General features: G+C 64.4%; 16 protein-coding genes and 1 pseudogene. 2 read left to right on the forward strand and 15 right to left on the reverse strand.

Annotated features, from left to right (window positions below):
- From FJ980_RS35485 to uxaC, 7 genes and pseudogenes are all read right to left on the reverse strand, one after another.
- Positions 1-136: pseudogene (locus FJ980_RS35485) on the reverse strand (2-deoxy-D-gluconate 3-dehydrogenase); the annotation flags it as partial.
- Positions 133-984, reverse strand: a complete 852-nt coding sequence (gene kduI / locus FJ980_RS23525; protein WP_140546128.1) for a 5-dehydro-4-deoxy-D-glucuronate isomerase — start codon at positions 982-984, stop codon at positions 133-135. The gene kduI and the pseudogene FJ980_RS35485, both read right to left, overlap by 4 nt.
- Positions 985-1,004: 20 nt before the next feature.
- A complete protein-coding gene (locus FJ980_RS23530) occupies positions 1,005-1,778 on the reverse strand; it encodes a FadR/GntR family transcriptional regulator (RefSeq protein ID WP_140546129.1) in 774 nt (257 codons plus the stop codon).
- Between the two features lie 11 nt (positions 1,779-1,789).
- Positions 1,790-3,070, reverse strand: a complete 1,281-nt coding sequence (locus FJ980_RS23535) for a TRAP transporter large permease (protein WP_140546130.1) — start codon at positions 3,068-3,070, stop codon at positions 1,790-1,792.
- A 3-nt stretch (positions 3,071-3,073) separates the two neighbouring features.
- Complete coding sequence (locus tag FJ980_RS23540; RefSeq protein ID WP_246676523.1) at positions 3,074-3,664, reverse strand: TRAP transporter small permease; 591 nt, start codon at positions 3,662-3,664, stop codon at positions 3,074-3,076.
- Complete coding sequence (locus FJ980_RS23545) at positions 3,661-4,638, reverse strand: TRAP transporter substrate-binding protein (protein ID WP_140546131.1); 978 nt, start codon at positions 4,636-4,638, stop codon at positions 3,661-3,663. Before FJ980_RS23545 ends, FJ980_RS23540 begins: the two co-directional genes overlap by 4 nt.
- Positions 4,639-4,675: 37 nt before the next feature.
- Positions 4,676-6,079: a glucuronate isomerase gene (gene uxaC, locus FJ980_RS23550; RefSeq protein ID WP_140546132.1), complete on the reverse strand. Its 1,404-nt coding sequence runs from the start codon at positions 6,077-6,079 to the stop codon at positions 4,676-4,678.
- Positions 6,080-6,243: 164 nt separating this feature from the next.
- Between uxaC and FJ980_RS23555 the strand changes: the two genes are divergently transcribed.
- Together FJ980_RS23555 and FJ980_RS23560 are read left to right on the forward strand one after the other, a co-directional pair.
- Positions 6,244-7,758, forward strand: coding sequence for a mannitol dehydrogenase family protein (locus FJ980_RS23555; protein WP_140546133.1), 1,515 nt, complete (start codon positions 6,244-6,246; stop codon positions 7,756-7,758).
- 657 nt (positions 7,759-8,415) lie between these two features.
- Positions 8,416-9,165 carry an SDR family oxidoreductase gene (locus FJ980_RS23560; RefSeq protein WP_140546134.1) on the forward strand — a complete coding sequence of 250 codons (750 nt, stop codon included), beginning with the start codon at positions 8,416-8,418 and terminating at the stop codon, positions 9,163-9,165.
- Between the two features lie 193 nt (positions 9,166-9,358).
- Here FJ980_RS23560 and FJ980_RS23565 read toward each other — a convergent pair whose 3' ends face one another.
- The 8 genes from FJ980_RS23565 to FJ980_RS23600 form a co-directional block, all read right to left on the reverse strand.
- Positions 9,359-9,766 carry a F0F1 ATP synthase subunit epsilon gene (locus FJ980_RS23565; protein WP_140546135.1) on the reverse strand — a complete coding sequence of 136 codons (408 nt, stop codon included), beginning with the start codon at positions 9,764-9,766 and terminating at the stop codon, positions 9,359-9,361.
- Between the two features lie 100 nt (positions 9,767-9,866).
- Positions 9,867-11,450: a F0F1 ATP synthase subunit beta gene (atpD, locus tag FJ980_RS23570; RefSeq protein ID WP_140546136.1), complete on the reverse strand. Its 1,584-nt coding sequence runs from the start codon at positions 11,448-11,450 to the stop codon at positions 9,867-9,869.
- Between the two features lie 64 nt (positions 11,451-11,514).
- Positions 11,515-12,399 carry a F0F1 ATP synthase subunit gamma gene (locus FJ980_RS23575; protein WP_140546137.1) on the reverse strand — a complete coding sequence of 295 codons (885 nt, stop codon included), beginning with the start codon at positions 12,397-12,399 and terminating at the stop codon, positions 11,515-11,517.
- 29 nt (positions 12,400-12,428) lie between these two features.
- Positions 12,429-13,958, reverse strand: a complete 1,530-nt coding sequence (atpA, locus tag FJ980_RS23580) for a F0F1 ATP synthase subunit alpha (protein ID WP_140546138.1) — start codon at positions 13,956-13,958, stop codon at positions 12,429-12,431.
- Positions 13,958-14,518 (reverse strand): F0F1 ATP synthase subunit delta, encoded by a 561-nt coding sequence (locus FJ980_RS23585; protein ID WP_140546139.1) that lies wholly within the window; start codon positions 14,516-14,518, stop codon positions 13,958-13,960. The genes atpA and FJ980_RS23585 overlap by 1 nt, the downstream gene beginning before the upstream one ends.
- Before the next feature lie 235 nt (positions 14,519-14,753).
- Complete coding sequence (locus FJ980_RS23590; protein WP_140546140.1) at positions 14,754-15,149, reverse strand: DUF4345 family protein; 396 nt, start codon at positions 15,147-15,149, stop codon at positions 14,754-14,756.
- A 95-nt stretch (positions 15,150-15,244) separates the two neighbouring features.
- A complete protein-coding gene (locus FJ980_RS23595; protein ID WP_140546141.1) occupies positions 15,245-15,940 on the reverse strand; it encodes an aspartate/glutamate racemase family protein in 696 nt (231 codons plus the stop codon).
- Positions 15,941-15,972: 32 nt separating this feature from the next.
- Positions 15,973-18,066, reverse strand: a 2,094-nt coding sequence (locus FJ980_RS23600) for a primosomal protein N' (RefSeq protein WP_140546142.1), incomplete at its 5' end; no start/stop codon positions are given.

Raw genomic sequence — 18,066 nt, forward strand, 5'->3', positions numbered from 1 at the left:
TCGCCGAACGGCCGACGCCGACGACCAGGCCGCCGGCGCGCGCGACCGACACGGCGATGCCTTGCCCGATGCCGGTGTTGGCGCCGGTGACCAGGATGCGCTTGCCCGTGAGGCTGAAGGCGGAAAGATCGCTCACCGCAATTGATCCATTGCCACCTGATCGACGTCGGTATAGTCGACATTGTCTCCGGCCATCGCCCAGATGAAGGCGTAGTTGGACGTGCCGGCGCCCGAATGGATCGACCAGCCCGGCGACAGCACCGCCTCCTCGCTGCGCATGACGATGTGGCGCGTCTCGTCCGGTTCGCCCATGAAGTGGAAGACGCGCTGCCCTTCCGGCAGATCGAAATAGAGATAGGCTTCCATGCGCCGGTCATGCACGTGGCAGGGCATGGTGTTCCACACCGAGCCTGGCGCGAGCTGCGTCATGCCGACGACGAGCTGGCAGGTCTTGACGCCGTCGGCGTGGATGAACTGGAAGATCGAGCGTTCGTTGCTGGTCGCCTGGCTGCCGAGGTCGAGCCGCCTGGCGTCGCCGATGCGAATCAACTGGCTGGGATAGGTCCGATGCGCCGGTGCGCTAAGCAGGTAGAATTTTGCCGGCCTGTCGGGCTCCGCCGAGGCGAACGACACCTGCTCAGCGCCCATGCCGAGATAGACCATGTCGCGCGCCGCCAATTCGTAAGGCAGGCCGTCGGCCGTGACGGTGCCGGCGCCGCCGATGTTGACGGCGATCAGTTCGCGGCGGTCGAGGAAAGCCTTGGTTCCGGTCGGCTTGATCGCCTCGAGCGGCAGGATCTTGTCGATAGGCATGGCGCCGCCGACGATCATGCGGTCGTAATGCGTGTAGGTCAGGCTGACGAGGCCCGGCTGGAAAAGCCCCTCGACATGGAAATGGTGGCGCAGCTCGTCTGTTCCCATGGCCGCGGCGGTGATGGGATCGATGGCGAAGCGCGAGGAAAATTCGGTATGTGTCTGGTTCATTTCCAGGCCTTGTCTGACGGTCACTCGGTCGGTGCGGCTTTCAGCGAATTGGCATAATAGGCCTGTCTGGCCTGCAGCCGCTCGCGGTAGCGCTGCTGGCTGCGGGTCAGATGCGTGCGCATCGCCTCGCGCGCGGCCTCGGCATCGCCTGCCGAGATCGTGTTGAGAATGACGAGATGCTCGCGCTGCAGGCCGCGCTGGTACTCGTCCGACTGGACGAGCTCTGTCGACCAGGGCGAGGTCACGTCGCAGGGAATGGCGCGGCGTCCCAGCACATCGAGCATCTCGACATAGAACGGGTTGTTGGTGGCGCTGGCGATCGCGCGGTGGAAGGCGAGGTCGGCCGGGCCCGTCGGCTGGCTGGCGAGCAGCAGCCGCTCGAACTCGAAGAAGGCCTCCTGGATCGCGGCCTCCTGGGCGGCGTTGCGGCGGATGGCGGCGAGGCCCGCCGATTCGATCTCGATCGCGAGACGGACCTCGAGCACGTTGAGCGCGACCGAATCCTTGGCTCCCATGTCGGCGGCCAAAACGCCGAAGCTCGTCGAGATGTGCTCGCTGACGAAGACGCCGGCGCCTTGCCGCGCTTCGACCAGGCCATCGGCGGCAAGCTTGGCCAGCGCCTCGCGGATAACCGTGCGGCTGACGCCGAAAGTCTCCGTCAGCTGGCCTTCGGTCGGCAGCTTCTGTCCGGGCGGAATCTCGCCTGCCAAGAGCTGCTTGCGGATCGCCGCGACCACGGTCTCCGACAGTTTCGGTTTGCGTTCGACCCTGAGGTCGGCAACTGTTTGGGACACGTGGTGCCCTCCTAATGGAACAGGCTCGGCAGCCACAATGAGATTTCCGGTATGTAGGTGACAAGCATCAGCACCATGAAGGCCGCTCCATAGAACGGCCAGATCGAGCGCATTGCCGTCCAGATGGGAATGCGGCCGATGGCGCAACTGACGAACAGCACCGCGCCGACCGGCGGCGTGCAGAGGCCGATGCCGAGATTGAGGATCAGGATGACGCCGAAATGCACGGGATCGACGCCATAGGCCATGACCACCGGCAGGAAGATCGGCGTGGTGATGATGATGAGCGGCGACATGTCCATGAATGTGCCGAGGATGAGCAGGACGACATTGATCAGGAGCAGTATGACCAGCTTGTTGTCGGACACGGACTGCAAAAACGCGACAAGCGCTGCCGGAACCCGCAGATAGGCCAGCAGCCAGCCGAAGGCCGCGGCGCAGCCGATGATCATCAGCACCATCGCTGTCGTGCGCACCGCCGCGGTCGTCGCGGTGACGAAATCGTTCCAGCTCATCGAGCGGTAGATGATCAACGTCACCAGGAAAGCATAGACGATGGCAATGCAGGAGCTTTCGGTGGCAGTGAAGATGCCCGAGCGGACGCCGCCAAAGATGATGCCGATCAGGATCAGCCCGGGAATGGCGGCGACAAGCAGCTGCAAGGCCCGGCCGAAACCGGCAAAGGGTTCCGTCGGATAGCCGCGCCGGCTTGCCACCACATAGGCGGTGACCATCAGCGACAGGGCCAGCAACAGCCCCGGCAGAACGCCGGCGGTGAAAAGATCCGCGATCGAGATGCGGCCGCCGGCCGAGATCGAATAGATGATCATGTTGTGCGACGGCGGGATCAGCAGCGCAATGATGGCGCCGACGGAGGTGATGTTGACGGCATAGTCGACGCCGTAGCCGCGCGCCTTCATCTGCGGGATCATCAGCCCGCCGACCGCTGAGGCATCGGCCACTGCCGAACCGGAAATGCCGCCGAACATGGTCGACGCGGCAATGTTGACTTGGCCCAGGCCGCCGCGCAGATGGCCGACCAGGGACCCGGCCAATGCCACCAGGCGGGCGGCGATGCCGCCGCGAACCATAAGGTCGCCGGCGAAGATGAAGAACGGAATGGCCATCAGCGAAAAGACGCTGACGCCGGAATTGAGCCGCTGGAACACAACGACCGGTGGCAGGCCGATCGTGAGGATCGTCGCGAAGCTGGCGACGCCGAGGCAGAACGCGATCGGCGTGCCGATAACCAGCAGGAAGACGAAAGTGCCGAAAAGCACGATCAGCGCCATGGTTCAGAGCTCCTCGCCGGTCGCGTAGATGTCGGCATCGACCGGCAGCCCGGCAAAGCGCCCCGCCAGCCGCTCGAGTGAAAACAGGCAGACCAGCCCGCCTCCCAGGATGACCGGCAGGAAGCTGACGCCGCCGGGCAAGGCGAGCGACGGCATCACCGTGTTCCAGGTCAGCCTGGCCAGCTGCACGCCATAGACGATCATGCCGGCGCCGAAGGCCAGCACGACGAGATCGGAAATGCTGCGCAGCACCGCCTTGGCCGAGGCAGGCAAGACATAGAGCAGCACGTCGAAGCCGAGATGCGTGCGCTCGCGCACGCCGACGGCGGCGCCGAGAAAGATGAACCAGCCCATCAGCAGCACGGATGAGGACTCGGTCCAGCTCGGCGAGCGGTTCAGCACGTAGCGCGAGAAGACCTGCCAAAAGATGATGACGGTCATCAGCGTCAACCCGGTTCCGCTGATCCACAAGGCCAACCGCGCCAGCCCGGAAAGGGCCCGTTCCACCCGCAGCCAGAAGCCTTTCGGACCCGACCGGCTGGATGGCAGCACGGAGGCCTGCGTGCCGCCGGGCCGGTTGCCGATCCCGGTCATTTCGTCGCCTGGATACGGGCGGCGAGGTCCTTGAGCTCGGGCGTCGACAGATATTTGTCGTAGACCGGCTTCATGGCGTCGATCAGCGGCTGCTTGTCGATCTCGCTGATCTTGACGCCGGCCTTCTCGACGATGTCGCGCGACTTCTTCTCCTGCGCGTCCCACAGCTCGCGCATCTTGACGACGCTGTCCTTGGCCGCCTGGCGCACGATCGCCTGGTCTTCCGGCGCCAGCTTGTCCCAGCTTGCCTTCGACATCACCAGCACTTCCGGCACGATCTGGTGCTGATCCAGCGTGTAGTGCTTGGCGACCTCGTAATGCTTGGCGGATTCGAAGCTCGGCCAGTTGTTCTCGGCGCCGTCGATGACGCCGGTCTGCAGCGCCGAATAGACCTCGCCATAGGCCATCGGCGTGGCGTTGGCGCCGAGCGCATTCACCATGTCGACAAAGACGTCCGACTGGATGACGCGGAACTTCATGCCTTTCATGTCTGCCATCGAGGCGATGTCCTTCTTGGTGTTGTAGAAGGAGCGCGCGCCGGAATCGTAGAAGGCGAGTCCGACAAGGTCATGCGCCTCGAACGCCTTCAGGATCTGGTCGCCGATCGGCCCGTCCATGACATGCCGCATATGCTCGACCGAGCGGAAGATGTAGGGCAACGACGGCACGGCGGTTTCCGGCACGATGCCGTTGAACGGCCCCATGGAGACGCGATCGAGGTCGATGACACCGGCCTGGGTCTGCTCGATCGTGTCCTTTTCCTCGCCGAGCTGCGCCGAATGATAGACCTCGATCGAATAGCGCCCGTTGGTGCGTTGCTTGATCAGCTCGCCCATATATTTGACCGCCTCGACTGTCGGATAGCCGTCCGGATGGGTGTCCGAAGAGCGCAGGACGGTTTCGGCCTGCGCGGCGCCGATCATCAAGGACCCGATGGCGAATGTCGCCGCCAGCAATCTCGAAATACGCAACATGTCTTTCCTCCCTTCAAAAATTCACGAATACCTTGGTTCAGAGTCGGTACGCCTTCTTGGCAAGCGAGTAGGCAAGCTCCCGCGCCAGCTCATGCGCCTCCTGCTCCCGGAGGCGATGCTCGGCGACGAGGCGCGCCAGAAAGGCGCAGTCGACACGCCGCGCGACGTCGTGGCGCGCCGGGATCGACGGGAAGGCGCGCGTGTCGTCATTGAAGCCGACGGTGTTGTAGAAGCCCGCCGTCTCGGTGGTCATCTCGCGGAAGCGGCGCATGCCTTCCGGGCTATCGTGGAACCACCAGGCCGGCCCGAGCTTGAGCGCCGGATAGACGCCGGCGAGCGGCGCCAGCTCGCGCGCATAGCTCGTCTCGTCGAGCGTGAACAGGATGATCGTGAGGTCGCGCTCCAGCCCGACGCAATCGAGCAGCGGCTTCAGCGCCGCCACATAATCGGTCCGGATCGGGATATCGAAGCCCTTGTCGCGGCCGAACTTCTGGAAAACGGAAGGCGAATGATTGCGCCATGATCCAGGATGGATCTGCATCGCCAGGCCGTCGTCGCGGCTCATCTTGGCCATCTCGGTCAGCATCTGGGCTCGGAACAGCTTTCGCTCGCGCTCATCCTCGGAGCCGCGCCGGATGCGGTTGAACAACTCCTGCGCCGCCGCGTCGGAGAGATTGGCGGTCTCGGCCGTCGGATGGCCGTGATCGGACGAGGTCGCGCCGAACTCCTTGAAATAGGCGCGGCGCTTTCGGTGCGCCTCGAGATAGCCGGACCACGTGCCGGTGTCGCATCCGGTGATCTCGCCAAGCCTATCCAGATTGGCCGCGAAGCCCCCGAAATCGGGATCGACCACGGCGTCCGGCCGATACGCGGTGACGACGCGGCCCTTCCAGCCGCTGTCGCGGATCGTCCGGTGCCATTTGAGGTCGTCGAGCGCGCCTTCGGTCGTCGCGATCACTTCGATGTTGAAGCGTTCGAACAGCGCGCGCGGCCGATAGTCGTCGCGTTGCAGCAGCGCGGCGATGGTGTCGTAGATGCGGTCGGCGCTGGCTGCGGTGAGCGGCTCCCCGATGCCGAACAGATGCTCGAACACATGGTCGAGCCACAGCCGCGTCGGCGTGCCGCGGAAGAGATAATAATGCTCGGCGAAGCGCCGCCAGATGGCCCGGCCGTCGGTTTCGACGGGTGCGCCGTCGAGCGTCGGGACGCCGAGTTCCTCCAGCCGCACGCCCTGGCTGAACAGCATGCGGAAAATGTAATGGTCCGGCACGATCAAGAGCTGCGCCGGGTCGGAAAACGCTTCGTTAAGCGCGTACCAGCGCGGGTCGGTGTGGCCGTGCGGACTGACGATCGGCAGGTCCTTCACGCCCGCATAAAGGGCCCGCGCCAATGATCGCGTTTCCGGCGAAAACAGCAGGTCCGGATCGGTCAATGCGGCCACGCGGCTCCTCCCAGGCTTCGCTATTGGTAGATCGGCCGGAGATAATGTCAACATACAAATATTATGCAGTTGTATGATGACTTTCGAATGGAACCCGGCCATTGTGCACGGCGACAGCGGATGTTAGGTCGCTGCCGTCGTTTTCCGATCGGAGACCAGCTTCCATGAACGGCCGCCTGTCCAACGCCACCCTTGCGGAGCTGCCGGCCGAAGTTCTGGTGCCTCGCTACGACCGCAAGTCCGTCGCGCCCGGCATCGTCCATCTTGGCGTCGGCGCCTTTCACCGTGCCCACCAGGCCGCCTATGTCGATGCCTGTCTGGCGGATGGCGAGAGCGATTGGGGCATCATCGGCGTCTCGCTGCGCAGCCCCGACACGCGCGATGCGCTCAAGCCGCAGGACGGGCTCTATACGCTGGCGATCAGGGACAGCGTCGGCGAACAGCTGCAGGTCATCGGCTCGATCCAGTCCTTGCTCGTCGCCCCGGAGGACCCTGGCGCGGTGCTCGCCGCGCTCACCGATCCGCGCACCCGCATCGTCACGCTCACCATCACCGAAAAGGCCTATCTTCGGGCAGCCGACGGCACGCTCGACAGGGCGCACCCCGAAATTGTCCACGACCTCGCCAACCCCGGATCGCCGAAGACGGCGCATGGATTTCTCGCGGAGTCGCTCGCGCGCAGGCGCGCGGCGGGCACACCCCCTTTCACCGTGCTATGCTGCGACAACCTGCCGGCCAACGGCGCCACCCTGCATCGGCTGTTGATCGAGTTCGCGAAACTCCGGGATCAACGGCTCATCCGCCAGGATGATGCTGGGCTAGCGCGCCATGTCGCCGAGGAAGTGGCCTTCCCCTCAAGCATGGTCGACCGCATCGTACCCGCGACGACGGACGAGGACCGGGCGCGCATTGCGCAACAGCTCGGCATCGATGACGCGTGGCCGGTGATGACCGAGCCGTTCCGCCAATGGGTGATCGAGGACCGCTTTCCCGCCGGGCGGCCGGCCTGGGAGAAATTCGGCGTCACCATGGTCGAGGACGTCGGCCCCTTCGAGGACATGAAGCTGAGGCTCCTCAACGGCGCGCATTCGGGCATCGCCTATCTCGGCCTGCTCAGCGGCCACGCCACCGTCGACCGCGCCTTTGCCGATCCGGCGATCCGGCAGTTCGTCGACAGGCTCTGGGCCGAGGCCATTCCAACCCTGCCGCAGGATGCCGGGCTCGACACTAGCGCCTACACGGCCGAGCTTGCCGCACGCTTTTCCAACACCGCACTCGCCCACCGCACTGCGCAGATCGCCAATGACGGCAGCCAGAAGCTGCCGCAACGCATCGTCGCCTCCGCCCTCGCCCGGCTGGAGGCCGGCTTGCTGCCGGAACATCTGTCGCTGGTTGTCGCCGCCTGGATCGCCGCCTGCGCCGCACGCGGCGGGACTTTGCCCGAGGGCCACTTCACCGATCCGCTCGATGCTGCCCTCGGCGAGCTGTTCGGCCGCAATCTGCCGACGGCGACAATGGCCGAGGCCGTGTTCGACCTCGCCGGCTTCGCCAAAGGCCACCCGGAACGGCGGAAATTAATCGAATTAGTCGCCACACGTCTCGTCCATTTCAAGCAGGGCGGTCCGCAGCTGGCTCTTGCCGCGCTCGGCATTAATGGCAAGAGCGGAAAGGCCGATTAGGTCTAGTGGCCCTGCACAGGGACTTTGACCGGTCGGCTCTGTTTGCGTTGGCAGGCGGCATGCCTTGGAGATTGGCCGAAACGCCCATCGCGATCGTCATTCCAGGGCGGAGCAGGAGCGAAGCTCCGTCGCGAAGACCCTGGAATCCATGCCGTTACCTTCGCCAAGGCGTGCAACGGAGCAGAATTCTGCACCGCTGCAACGCCTACAGGTAACGGAATGGATTCTATGGTCTGCGCGCGTCGCTTCGCTCCTTGCTCCGCCATAGAATGACGAGCTTGGGGCGGCTTCAACCAATCTCCGGCGTTTGCGCTTATTTCACGCAAATGAACGGAAATCTTGCACCAAGACAAACGCCAACCTTTCAAAATCCCTGTGTCGGGAAACTAGCGGCTCGACGGCGGCTTACCGGCCGACCCGTTCACGACCTGGCGCGAAGCATAATCGAGACCTCTCGAGTTCCAGAACAGCCGAGCGGCCCCCAATGGGCCATGCTTTGCTATTCAAACCAGCATTGTGGGAACGGCACCTCGATCAGTACATGAGTGACCTTGACGGCCCACGCAATCCTAGATCCGCTGCGTTGTAGGTCCGGCATTTTTCGCGGCAAGGAGACAATCTGTGGCGCATGAACTTTCACCAAGAAGATATCCTGAAATGAGCGGCAAGATTGCTCTTGTGACGGGCGGCAGCACAGGAATTGGTCTGGCGACAGCCCAAGCCTTTGCTCATGAGGGGGCGACCGTCATCATCGCTAGCCGCAATGAAAAGCGCGCGAAGCAGGCTCTAACAACGCTCTCGGACGATGGCCGTGGAAGATGGACGCAGTGCGATGTGACGGGCGGTCGCGATGTCGATAGGCTTATATCTTCAATACTGAAAGAGCACGGACAGATCGACTACGCCTTTAACAATGCTGGCAGCGGAGGAAAAATGTCTCCAATCGCGAGCATGAGCGAAGATGCATGGGGTAAGACGATCAACGGTTATCTTACGTCCGTTTTTCTCTGCATGCGCTATCAGTTGCCCGCCATGCTCAAAGCCGGGCGCGGTGTCATCGTCAATAATTCGTCGGTCGATGGACTGCGAGGTTATCCGCTTCCGGGAGGGGCGGCATATGCCGCTGCCAAGCACGGAGTGTTGGGCTTAACGCGAAGCGCGGCACTTGAACATGCCAAGGACGGCGTTCGTATTACAGCGATTTGCCCTGGCTGGATCGGCACACCGCCTGTCGAAAATTTCATAAAAAAGAACGGGGAAATTGGCGCTCAGATCACGGCGCAAGAGCCGATCGGTCGGCTTGGAACGCCTGCTGAAGTCGCAGGCGGCGTTCTCTGGCTTTGCTCGGATGCGGCATCCTTCATGCTCGGAAGTCCGCTAGTTCTCGATGGCGGTTATATGGCGTAGTATCGCAGAAGTCCTAACTTCCGCGACAAAAACGGGATTGCTGATTTTTCGGGGGAGTTCCGTCGCAAAAATCAGGTGCAAAAGCCAGATTTTCGCGACAGGAAGTATTCCACATTTAGGTTAGGGGCTGGGACAAGGCCCCGCTTTCAAAATTGTCGCCCGATGCGGATCGATCTGTCGTCTGAGACGGACTTCAGGCCGGCAGCAGCGCGCCTTCCAGCGTGGTGAGCTGGCTGAGGAACTGCTCAGCCTTGCTGCGGCTCTCGTCGTCCTTGGCGTCGGCCGCGTCTTCCTTGGCCTCCTGGATGCGGCGAGCCAGATCGGCGCGATCGATGTCGTTCACATGCGTCGCCGATTCGGCAAGAAGCGTGCAGCCGGAAGGCAGGATGTCGGCGAAACCGCCGAACACGACGAAGCGCTCTTCCTTGCCGCCCGCGGTCTTTATCGTGACGACGCCGGGCTTGATGGTCGTCATGACCGGCGCGTGCAGCGCCATCACCGTCATCTCGCCTTCGGCGCCCGGGATGACGACCGACTCGACCTGCTCGGAAACGAGCAGCTTTTCCGGCGAGACCAGTTCGAACTTGAAAGCTTCAGCCATGTTCAATTTAGCGGGTAGGGAATAGCGAGTAGCGAGTAGTGAAGAAACTCGCCAAACCCGTTGCTCCCTATTCGCTACTCCCTATTCGCTATTCGCTTTCTTATGCCGCTTCAGCCGCCAGGCGCTGCGCCTTCTCGACCGCTTCGTCGATGCCGCCGACCATGTAGAAGGCGGCTTCCGGCAGGTGGTCGTAGTCGCCGGCGCAAAGGCCCTTGAAGCCCTTGATGGTGTCGGCGAGGTCGACCAGCTTGCCCGGCGATCCGGTGAACACTTCGGCGACGAAGAACGGCTGCGACAGGAAGCGCTCGATCTTGCGGGCGCGGGCAACCGTCTGCTTGTCCTCTTCCGAAAGCTCGTCCATGCCAAGGATCGCGATGATGTCCTGCAGCGACTTGTAGCGCTGAAGGATCGACTGCACCTGGCGGGCGACCTGGTAGTGCTCCTCGCCGACGACCATTGGGTCGAGCATGCGCGAGGTGGAATCCAGCGGATCGACGGCCGGGTAGATGCCCTTTTCCGAGATCGCGCGGTTCAGCACGGTCGTGGCGTCGAGGTGGGCGAAGGAGGTCGCCGGCGCCGGGTCGGTCAAGTCGTCGGCCGGCACGTAAATGGCCTGCACCGAGGTGATCGAGCCCTTGGTCGTGGTCGTGATGCGTTCCTGCAGCGCGCCCATGTCGGTGGCCAGCGTCGGCTGGTAGCCCACGGCGGAAGGAATGCGGCCGAGCAGCGCCGACACTTCCGAGCCCGCCTGCGTGAAGCGGAAGATGTTGTCGACGAAGAACAGCACGTCCTGGCCCTGGTCGCGGAAATATTCGGCGACCGTCAGGCCGGTCAGGCCGACGCGGGCGCGCGCGCCCGGCGGCTCGTTCATCTGGCCGTAGACGAGCGCGGCCTTGGAGCCGGCACCGCCGCCCTTCTTGTTGACGCCCGATTCGATGAACTCGTGATAGAGGTCGTTACCTTCGCGGGTACGCTCGCCGACGCCGGCGAACACCGAGAAGCCGCCATGGGCCTTGGCGACGTTGTTGATCAGCTCCTGGATCAGCACGGTTTTGCCGACGCCGGCGCCGCCGAACAGGCCGATCTTGCCGCCGCGGGCATAAGGCGCGAGCAGGTCGAGGACCTTGATGCCGGTGACCAAGATCTGCGCTTCCGTCGACTGGTCGACATAGGCCGGAGCGGGCTGGTGGATGGCGCGCATCTCGACGCCGTCGACCGGGCCTTCCTCGTCGACCGGCTCGCCGATGACGTTGATGATGCGGCCGAGCATGCCAGGGCCGACCGGGACCGAGATCGGCGCGCCGGTGTCATAGACGTTCTGGCCGCGGACCAGGCCTTCGGTGGAGTCCATGGCGATGCAGCGCACGGTGTTCTCGCCGAGATGCTGGGCCACCTCGAGCACGAGGCGGTTGCCGACATTGTCGGTTTCCAGCGCGTTCAGAATGGCCGGCAGGTGATCCTCGAACTGCACGTCGACGACAGCGCCGATGACTTGGCGGACCTTGCCGGCGGCGCCGACCCGCTTCGTCGATACGCTCGCCGCCTTGGCCGGAGCCGCAGCCTTGGCCGGAGCGGCCGTCTTCTTCGCCGGAGCGGCGTCCTTCGCGGCTGCTGCCGGGGCCTTCGCCGCCTTGGGGGCCGGTGCCGCCTTGGCGGCGGTCTTCGGGGTAGCTGCTTTCGCCATCGTCTTTGCCCTTTTCGTCTATCCGTTGTTCACGCCGCTCGCCGGTATCCCGCGCGGCGCGTGATTAGAGCGCCTCGGCGCCCGAAATGATCTCGATCAGTTCCTTGGTGATCTGCGCCTGCCGCTGGCGGTTGTAGGTGATCGACAGCTTGTTGATCATGTCGCCGGCGTTGCGCGTCGCATTGTCCATCGCGCTCATCTTGGCGCCCATCTCGCCGGCCGCGTTCTCCAGCAGCGCGCGGAATATCTGCACGGCGATGTTGCGCGGGATGAGGTCGGAAAGGATCTCGCCCGGCTCCGGCTCGTATTCGTAGACGGCATTGCCGCCATTGGTCGCCTCGGGAGCGGTGGATCCGGCGCCCGCCGGAATGATCTGCTGCGCCGTCGGGATCTGGCTGATCACCGACTTGAACTGCGAATAGAACAGCGTGCAGATGTCGAAGCCGCCATCGTTGAAGAGATGGATGACCTTGCGCGCGATCGCATCGCCATTGGCGAAGCCGAGAGTCTTCACCTCGCGCAGGTCGACACGCTCCAGGATCATCGAAGCGTAGTCGCGGCGCAGAATGTCATAGCCCTTCTTGCCGACGCAGATGATCTTCACCTGCTTGCCGTCGGCCAGCAGCCTGCGGATGTGATCGCGGGCGAGGCGCGCGATCTGCGAGTTGAAGCCGCCGCACAGGCCGCGCTCCGCCGTGCAGACGATGAGCAGATGCACGTCGTCCCTGCCGGTGCCCGTCATCAGCGCCGGGGCATCGCCGCCGCCGCCGATCGCCTGGGTGATGTTGGCCAGGACCGCGCCCATGCGCTCGGAATAGGGTCTAGCTGCTTCCGCCGCTTCCTGCGCGCGACGCAGCTTCGCCGCGGCGACCATCTGCATCGCCTTGGTGATCTTCTGCGTCGCCTTGACCGAGGCGATACGGTTACGAAGGTCTTTTAACGAAGCCATGCTTCAAACCTGATCCCGTCCAGCTTCGTTCAAGCGAAGGTCTTGGCGAAGGCGTCGATCTCGGCCTTGAGCTTGGCGCGCAAATCGTCCGACAGCGCCTTCTCCTTGCGGATGCCGTCGAGCACGTCCTTGCCGGCCGAGCGCATGTGGCTGAGCAGCCCATGCTCGAACTTGCCGACCTGGTTCAGCGGCAGCTTGTCGAGATAGCCGTTGACGCCGGCGAAGATCACCGCGACCTGTTCCTCGACCTTGAGCGGCGAGAATTGCGGCTGCTTGAGCAGCTCGGTCAGGCGCGAACCGCGGTTGAGCAGACGCTGCGTTGCCGCGTCGAGATCGGAGCCGAACTGCGCGAAGGCAGCCATTTCGCGATACTGCGCGAGCTCGCCCTTGATGGAGCCGGCGACCTGCTTCATCGCCTTGATCTGCGCCGAGGAGCCGACGCGCGACACCGACAGGCCGACGTTCACCGCCGGACGGATGCCCTGGAAGAACAGGTTGGTTTCGAGGAAGATCTGGCCGTCGGTGATGGAGATCACATTAGTCGGGATGTAGGCCGACACATCATTGGCCTGCGTCTCGATGATCGGCAGCGCGGTCAGCGACCCGTTGCCATTGTCGTCATTGAGCTTGGCGGCGCGCTCGAGCAAGCGCGAGTGCAGGTAGAAGACGTCGCCCGGATAGGCTTCGCGGCCCGGCGGGCGACGCAGCAGGAGCGACATCTGGCGGTAGGCGACCGCCTGCTTCGACAGGTCGTCATAGCTGATCAGCGCATGCATGCCGTTGTCGCGGAAATATTCGCCCATGGTGCAGGCGGTGAACGGCGCCAGGAACTGCATCGGCGCCGGATCGGACGCGGTGGCGGCGACGATGATCGAATATTCGAGCGCGCCGCGCTCCTCCAGCACCTTGACGAACTGCGCGACGGTCGAGCGCTTCTGGCCGACGGCGACGTAGACGCAGTAGAGCTTTTCCTTCTCGGGGCCGTTGTCGTGCACCGACTTCTGGTTCAGCATCGTGTCGAGGATGATGGCGGTCTTGCCGGTCTGGCGGTCGCCGATGACCAGCTCGCGCTGGCCGCGGCCGACCGGGATCAGCGCATCGATGGCCTTGAGGCCGGTCGACATCGGCTCATGCACCGACTTGCGCGGGATGATGCCGGGTGCCTTGACGTCGACACGCTTGCGTTCGGTCGCCTTGATCGGGCCCTTGCCGTCGATCGGATTGCCCAGCGCGTCGACGACGCGGCCGAGCAGGCCCATGCCGACAGGCGCGTCGACGATGGCGCCGGTGCGCTTGACGGTGTCGCCTTCCTTGATGTCGCGGTCGGCACCGAAGATGACGACGCCGACATTGTCGGCTTCGAGGTTCAGCGCCATGCCGCGGATGCCGCCCGGGAATTCGACCATCTCGCCAGCCTGGACGTTATCGAGGCCGTAGACGCGGGCGATGCCGTCACCGACGGACAGAACCTGGCCGACTTCGGAGACCTCGGCCTCCCTGCCGAAATTCTTGATCTGGTCTTTCAGAATTGCGGAAATTTCCGCGGCGCGGATGTCCATCAGCCGACCTCTTTCAGTGCAAGCTTGAGCGAATTGAGTTTGGTTTTGAGCGACGTATCGATCTGGCGCGAGCCCATCTTGACGATCAGCCCGCCGAGCAGCGACGGATCGACGGTCATGGCAATGGCCACATCCTTGCCGGCGATGCTCTTCAGCGTCGCCTTGAGTTCATCTTGCTGCGCGGCCGTCAGCGCATGCGCCGAGGTGACCTCGGCTGACGCCTCGCCGCGATGGTCGGCGGCGATCTGGCGGAACGCCTTGATCATGCCGGGCACCGCGAACAGGCGGCGGTTCTTGGCGACCACGCGCAGGAAATTGCCGACCAGGCCGGTGATCTGGGCCTTATCGGCGATGGCGGCGATGGCCCTTGCCTGGTCCTCGCCGGAAAACACCGGGCTGTTGATCAGCCGCGCGAGATCGTCGCTGCCGTTGAGCATTGCCTCGAAGCTGGCGAGGTCGGCCTCGACCTTGGCGACTGAATTGTCCTGCAGCGCAAGCTCGAACAGCGAGCCTGCATAGCGTTCGGCGACAGCTGAGATTGGCGATGACGATTGGGCCACGGACCGTCTTTTCTCTTGTCTGACAGGCCGCAGATTGTTGGCGCGAGCGAAAACTCTGGCTAAATCTTTGACCTTACTGCATTTTTCCAAGCACGGAGGCGCGGCTTCCGCTATCCCCGGTCGAAAGTCGATTGCCGTCTAGCACAGGCTTTTTAAGACCGCAATGCATCGTCCGGCATGGTTTTCAGGCACTTTTGTCGCATCAGGCGGCTGGGGTGAACCCCAAGCGCCGGATTCACGGTACAAAGCCGAAGGCAAAGGCCAGCGGCAGCGCCGCCAGCGCCAATTCAACCACGATCGAAACCCAGTTGAAAGGGGTGTTGGCGCCGTCCGACATCATCGACAAGAGCCGGCCGAAGGCGGTGAACAGCCAGGAGAAGCCCAGCGCCATGTAAAGCAGCGGCTGCGCCAGAAGAATGCAGCACAGGCTGACGCCGAGATAGAAGCCCGACATGCGGCCGCGTCCCTCGGCGATCGCCGCCGCTTTCTCGGGCCTTGGCTGCAGGCGCAGCGCGCGAAACGCAAGCCCCGGCGCCAGGAACAGGAACAGGCCGAGCGCCAAGGTCACGACGGCGCTCGACCAGGCCAGCCACTCACCCTGGCTCGCCGGCCACGGAAACGCGAAGTCCATAAAATCCCCCTCCTATTTCTTGTTCTGAAACAGCGGCATTCTAGCCAGGGAATGAAGGCGCGCCAGAGGACGGCGGGCACATTAGGTACAGCGCATCAGGCGAGCGCGAAATCGATCGCGGCCGCGGCATGGATGCGCGTCGTGTCGAAGACTGGAACGTCGAAATCGCCCTGGCCGATCAGCATGGTGATCTCGGTGCAGCCCATGATGATGCCGTCCACCCGGTCGGTGCGCCGCATCCGGCCGACCTCGTCGAGATAGGCGGATTTCGATTCGGGCCTGATGATGCCCTGGCAAAGCTCGTCATAAATCACCCGGTGCACCATGTCACGGCCGGCCTGGTCCGGCACGATCGGCTGCAGGCCGTATTTGTCCGCGAGCCGTCCCTTGTAGAAATCCTGCTCCATGGTGAAGCGCGTTGCCAGCAGCGCCGGCCGCTTCACGCCGGCATCGAGGACGGCATGCGCGGTGGCGTCGGCGATATGGATGAGCGGGATCGATATGGCCGCATGCACCGCGTCGGCCAGCCTGTGCATGGTGTTGGTGCAGATCACCAGGCCCTCGGCGCCGCCCGCCTCCAGCTTGCGCGCGGCTTCCACCAGAAGGACGCCCGCGCCTTCCCAATCGCCGGCATGCTGGCGTTCGGCGATCTCGGCGAAATCGAACGACCACAACAATAGCTTGGCCGAATGCAGCCTGCCCAGCCGCTCGCGCACGATCTCGTTGAGCAGGCGGTAATAGATCGCCGTCGATTCCCAGCTCATGCCGCCGATCAGGCCGAGGGTTTTCATAGGCGGGCACTCCGTTGGGACTGTCTCTCAGCTTATAGGAAGCTCTGCGGGTCGATGTCGACCTGCACCCTGACCGAGCCGCGCAGCTTCGGTCCATTCGCCAGCATCGCCCGAATAAAGCCTTGCATGTCCGCGCGCCGTTCGCCTTGCACCAACAGCCGGAAGCGGTGACGGCCGCCGATCAGCGACAAGGGCGCCTCGGCCGGGCCGAGCACGAAGAGGTCGGCAGCCTGCGGCGCCGCGCGCCTTAAACCCCGCGCATGGCTTTCCGCCTCGCCGCGTGTCGCGGCGCTGACGATGATGCCGGCGAGCCGGCCGAAGGGCGGCAGCGCCGCCCGTTCGCGCTCGGCGATCTCGCGCTCGTAAAACGCTTCCGAATCGCCCGAGACGATCGCCCGCATCACCGGATGATCCGGCTGGTAGGTCTGTAAAAGGCCGAGGCTCTTCTTGCCGGTGCGGCCGGCGCGCCCCGTCACCTGGCTGAGCAGCTGGAAGGTGCGCTCGGCGGCGCGCGGATCGCCATTGGCCAATCCCAGATCCGCATCGACCACGCCGACCAGCGTCATGCCGGGGAAATTGTGACCCTTGGCGACGAGCTGAGTGCCGATGACGATATCGGCCTCGCCATTGGCGACGGCCTCGAGCTCGAGCCTGAGCCGGCGTACGCCGCCGAGAAGGTCGGACGACAGCACGATGGTGCGGGCATCGGGGAAATGCCCCACCACCTCCTCGGCGATGCGCTCGACGCCTGGGCCGCATGCCACCAGATGGTCGAGCGTGCCGCATTCCGGGCAGGCCTCCGGCCGCCGCTCGTTGTGGCCGCAATGATGGCAGACGAGCTGGCCGCGAAACCGATGCTCGACCAGCCAGGCCGAGCAGACCGGGCAGCCGAAGCGATGGCCGCAAACGCGGCAAAGCGTCAGCGGCGCATAGCCGCGCCTGTTGAGGAAGAGCAGCGACTGCTCCTTCCTCTCCAGCGTGCGCTGCATCTGCTCCAGAAGGAGAGGCGACAGGAAGCCGCCTCGCGCCGGCGGCGAGCGCCGCATGTCGATCGACTTCAGGTCGGGAAGCGCTGCCTCGGCGAAACGCGACGACAGCACGGCCCGGTCGTAGCGGCCCTGGCCGGCATTGACCCGGCTTTCCACCGAGGGCGTCGCCGAAGCGAGCACGACCGGGAAGCCACCGATATGGCCGCGCACCACCGCCATGTCGCGCGCATTGTAGAAGACGCGGTCTTCCTGCTTGTAGGCGGGATCGTGCTCCTCGTCGACGACGATCAGGCCGAGTTCCTTGAACGGCAGGAATAGCGCCGAACGCGCGCCGGCGACGACGCGCACGCCGCCCTCCGCGATCTGGCGCCAGACGCGTTCGCGCATCCGGGGCGGCAGGTCGGAGTGCCACTCCGCCGGCTTGGCGCCGAACCGGTCCTGGAAACGTTCGAGGAAGGCATGGGTGAGCGCAATTTCCGGCAGAAGGATCAGCACCTGCCTGCCCTTCTCGAGCGCCGCCGCTATCGCCTCGAAATAGACTTCCGTTTTGCCCGATCCGGTGACGCCGTCGAGAAGGGTGACATTGAAAGCATCGGCCGCGACAGCGGCGCGCAGTTTCTCCGCCGCCGCTTTCTGGTCAGGCATCAATTCAGGCATGGCATGGCCGGGATCGGGCGCCGCCACCACCGGACGCGGCGGGATCATCACCGTCTCGAACACGCCCTGTGCCCGCAACCCGTCGATGACGGTCGAGGAGACGCCCGCGGCATGCGCCAGCCCCGAGCGCGTCCAGGCAAGCCCGCCTTCGGCCGTCTCCAGCACGCGCCGCCGCGCGTCGGTCATCCGGCCCGGCCCGGCCAGCGTGCGCTGCAGCCCTTCGATCCACGGCTCCGGATCGAACGCCTCGGGCGCGCGCAGCAGCATACGGGCCACCATGCCAGGGGCCGACAGCGTGTATTGCGCGATCCAGTCGACGAAGCGGCGCATCGCCCTGTCGATCGGCGGGCAGTCGAACACCTCCTCGATCGGCCGCAGTTTCTTCGCATCGACGGTTTCGACGGCGCCGTCCCAGACGATTCCCGCGACCTGGCGCGGCCCGAGCGGCACGCGCACGATCGAGCCCGGCACCACGCGCAT

The sequence above is a fragment of the Mesorhizobium sp. B1-1-5 genome, assembly GCF_006443065.1.
GTDB lineage: Bacteria > Pseudomonadota > Alphaproteobacteria > Rhizobiales > Rhizobiaceae > Mesorhizobium.

What these genes read in the sequence shown, in the direction of transcription:
- FJ980_RS23545 (WP_140546131.1), bottom strand. Translation starts at nt 4,638, where the DNA reads ATGTTGCGTATTTCGAGATTGCTGGCGGCGACATTCGCCATCGGGTCC.
- atpD (WP_140546136.1), bottom strand. Translation starts at nt 11,450, where the DNA reads ATGGCGAAAGCAGCTACCCCGAAGACCGCCGCCAAGGCGGCACCGGCC.
- FJ980_RS23555 (WP_140546133.1), top strand. Translation starts at nt 6,244, where the DNA reads ATGAACGGCCGCCTGTCCAACGCCACCCTTGCGGAGCTGCCGGCCGAA.
- FJ980_RS23590 (WP_140546140.1), bottom strand. Translation starts at nt 15,149, where the DNA reads ATGGACTTCGCGTTTCCGTGGCCGGCGAGCCAGGGTGAGTGGCTGGCC.
- FJ980_RS23560 (WP_140546134.1), top strand. Translation starts at nt 8,416, where the DNA reads ATGAGCGGCAAGATTGCTCTTGTGACGGGCGGCAGCACAGGAATTGGT.
- FJ980_RS23540 (WP_246676523.1), bottom strand. Translation starts at nt 3,664, where the DNA reads ATGACCGGGATCGGCAACCGGCCCGGCGGCACGCAGGCCTCCGTGCTG.
- FJ980_RS23565 (WP_140546135.1), bottom strand. Translation starts at nt 9,766, where the DNA reads ATGGCTGAAGCTTTCAAGTTCGAACTGGTCTCGCCGGAAAAGCTGCTC.
- FJ980_RS23575 (WP_140546137.1), bottom strand. Translation starts at nt 12,399, where the DNA reads ATGGCTTCGTTAAAAGACCTTCGTAACCGTATCGCCTCGGTCAAGGCG.
- kduI (WP_140546128.1), bottom strand. Translation starts at nt 984, where the DNA reads ATGAACCAGACACATACCGAATTTTCCTCGCGCTTCGCCATCGATCCC.
- FJ980_RS23535 (WP_140546130.1), bottom strand. Translation starts at nt 3,070, where the DNA reads ATGGCGCTGATCGTGCTTTTCGGCACTTTCGTCTTCCTGCTGGTTATC.
- FJ980_RS23595 (WP_140546141.1), bottom strand. Translation starts at nt 15,940, where the DNA reads ATGAAAACCCTCGGCCTGATCGGCGGCATGAGCTGGGAATCGACGGCG.
- atpA (WP_140546138.1), bottom strand. Translation starts at nt 13,958, where the DNA reads ATGGACATCCGCGCCGCGGAAATTTCCGCAATTCTGAAAGACCAGATC.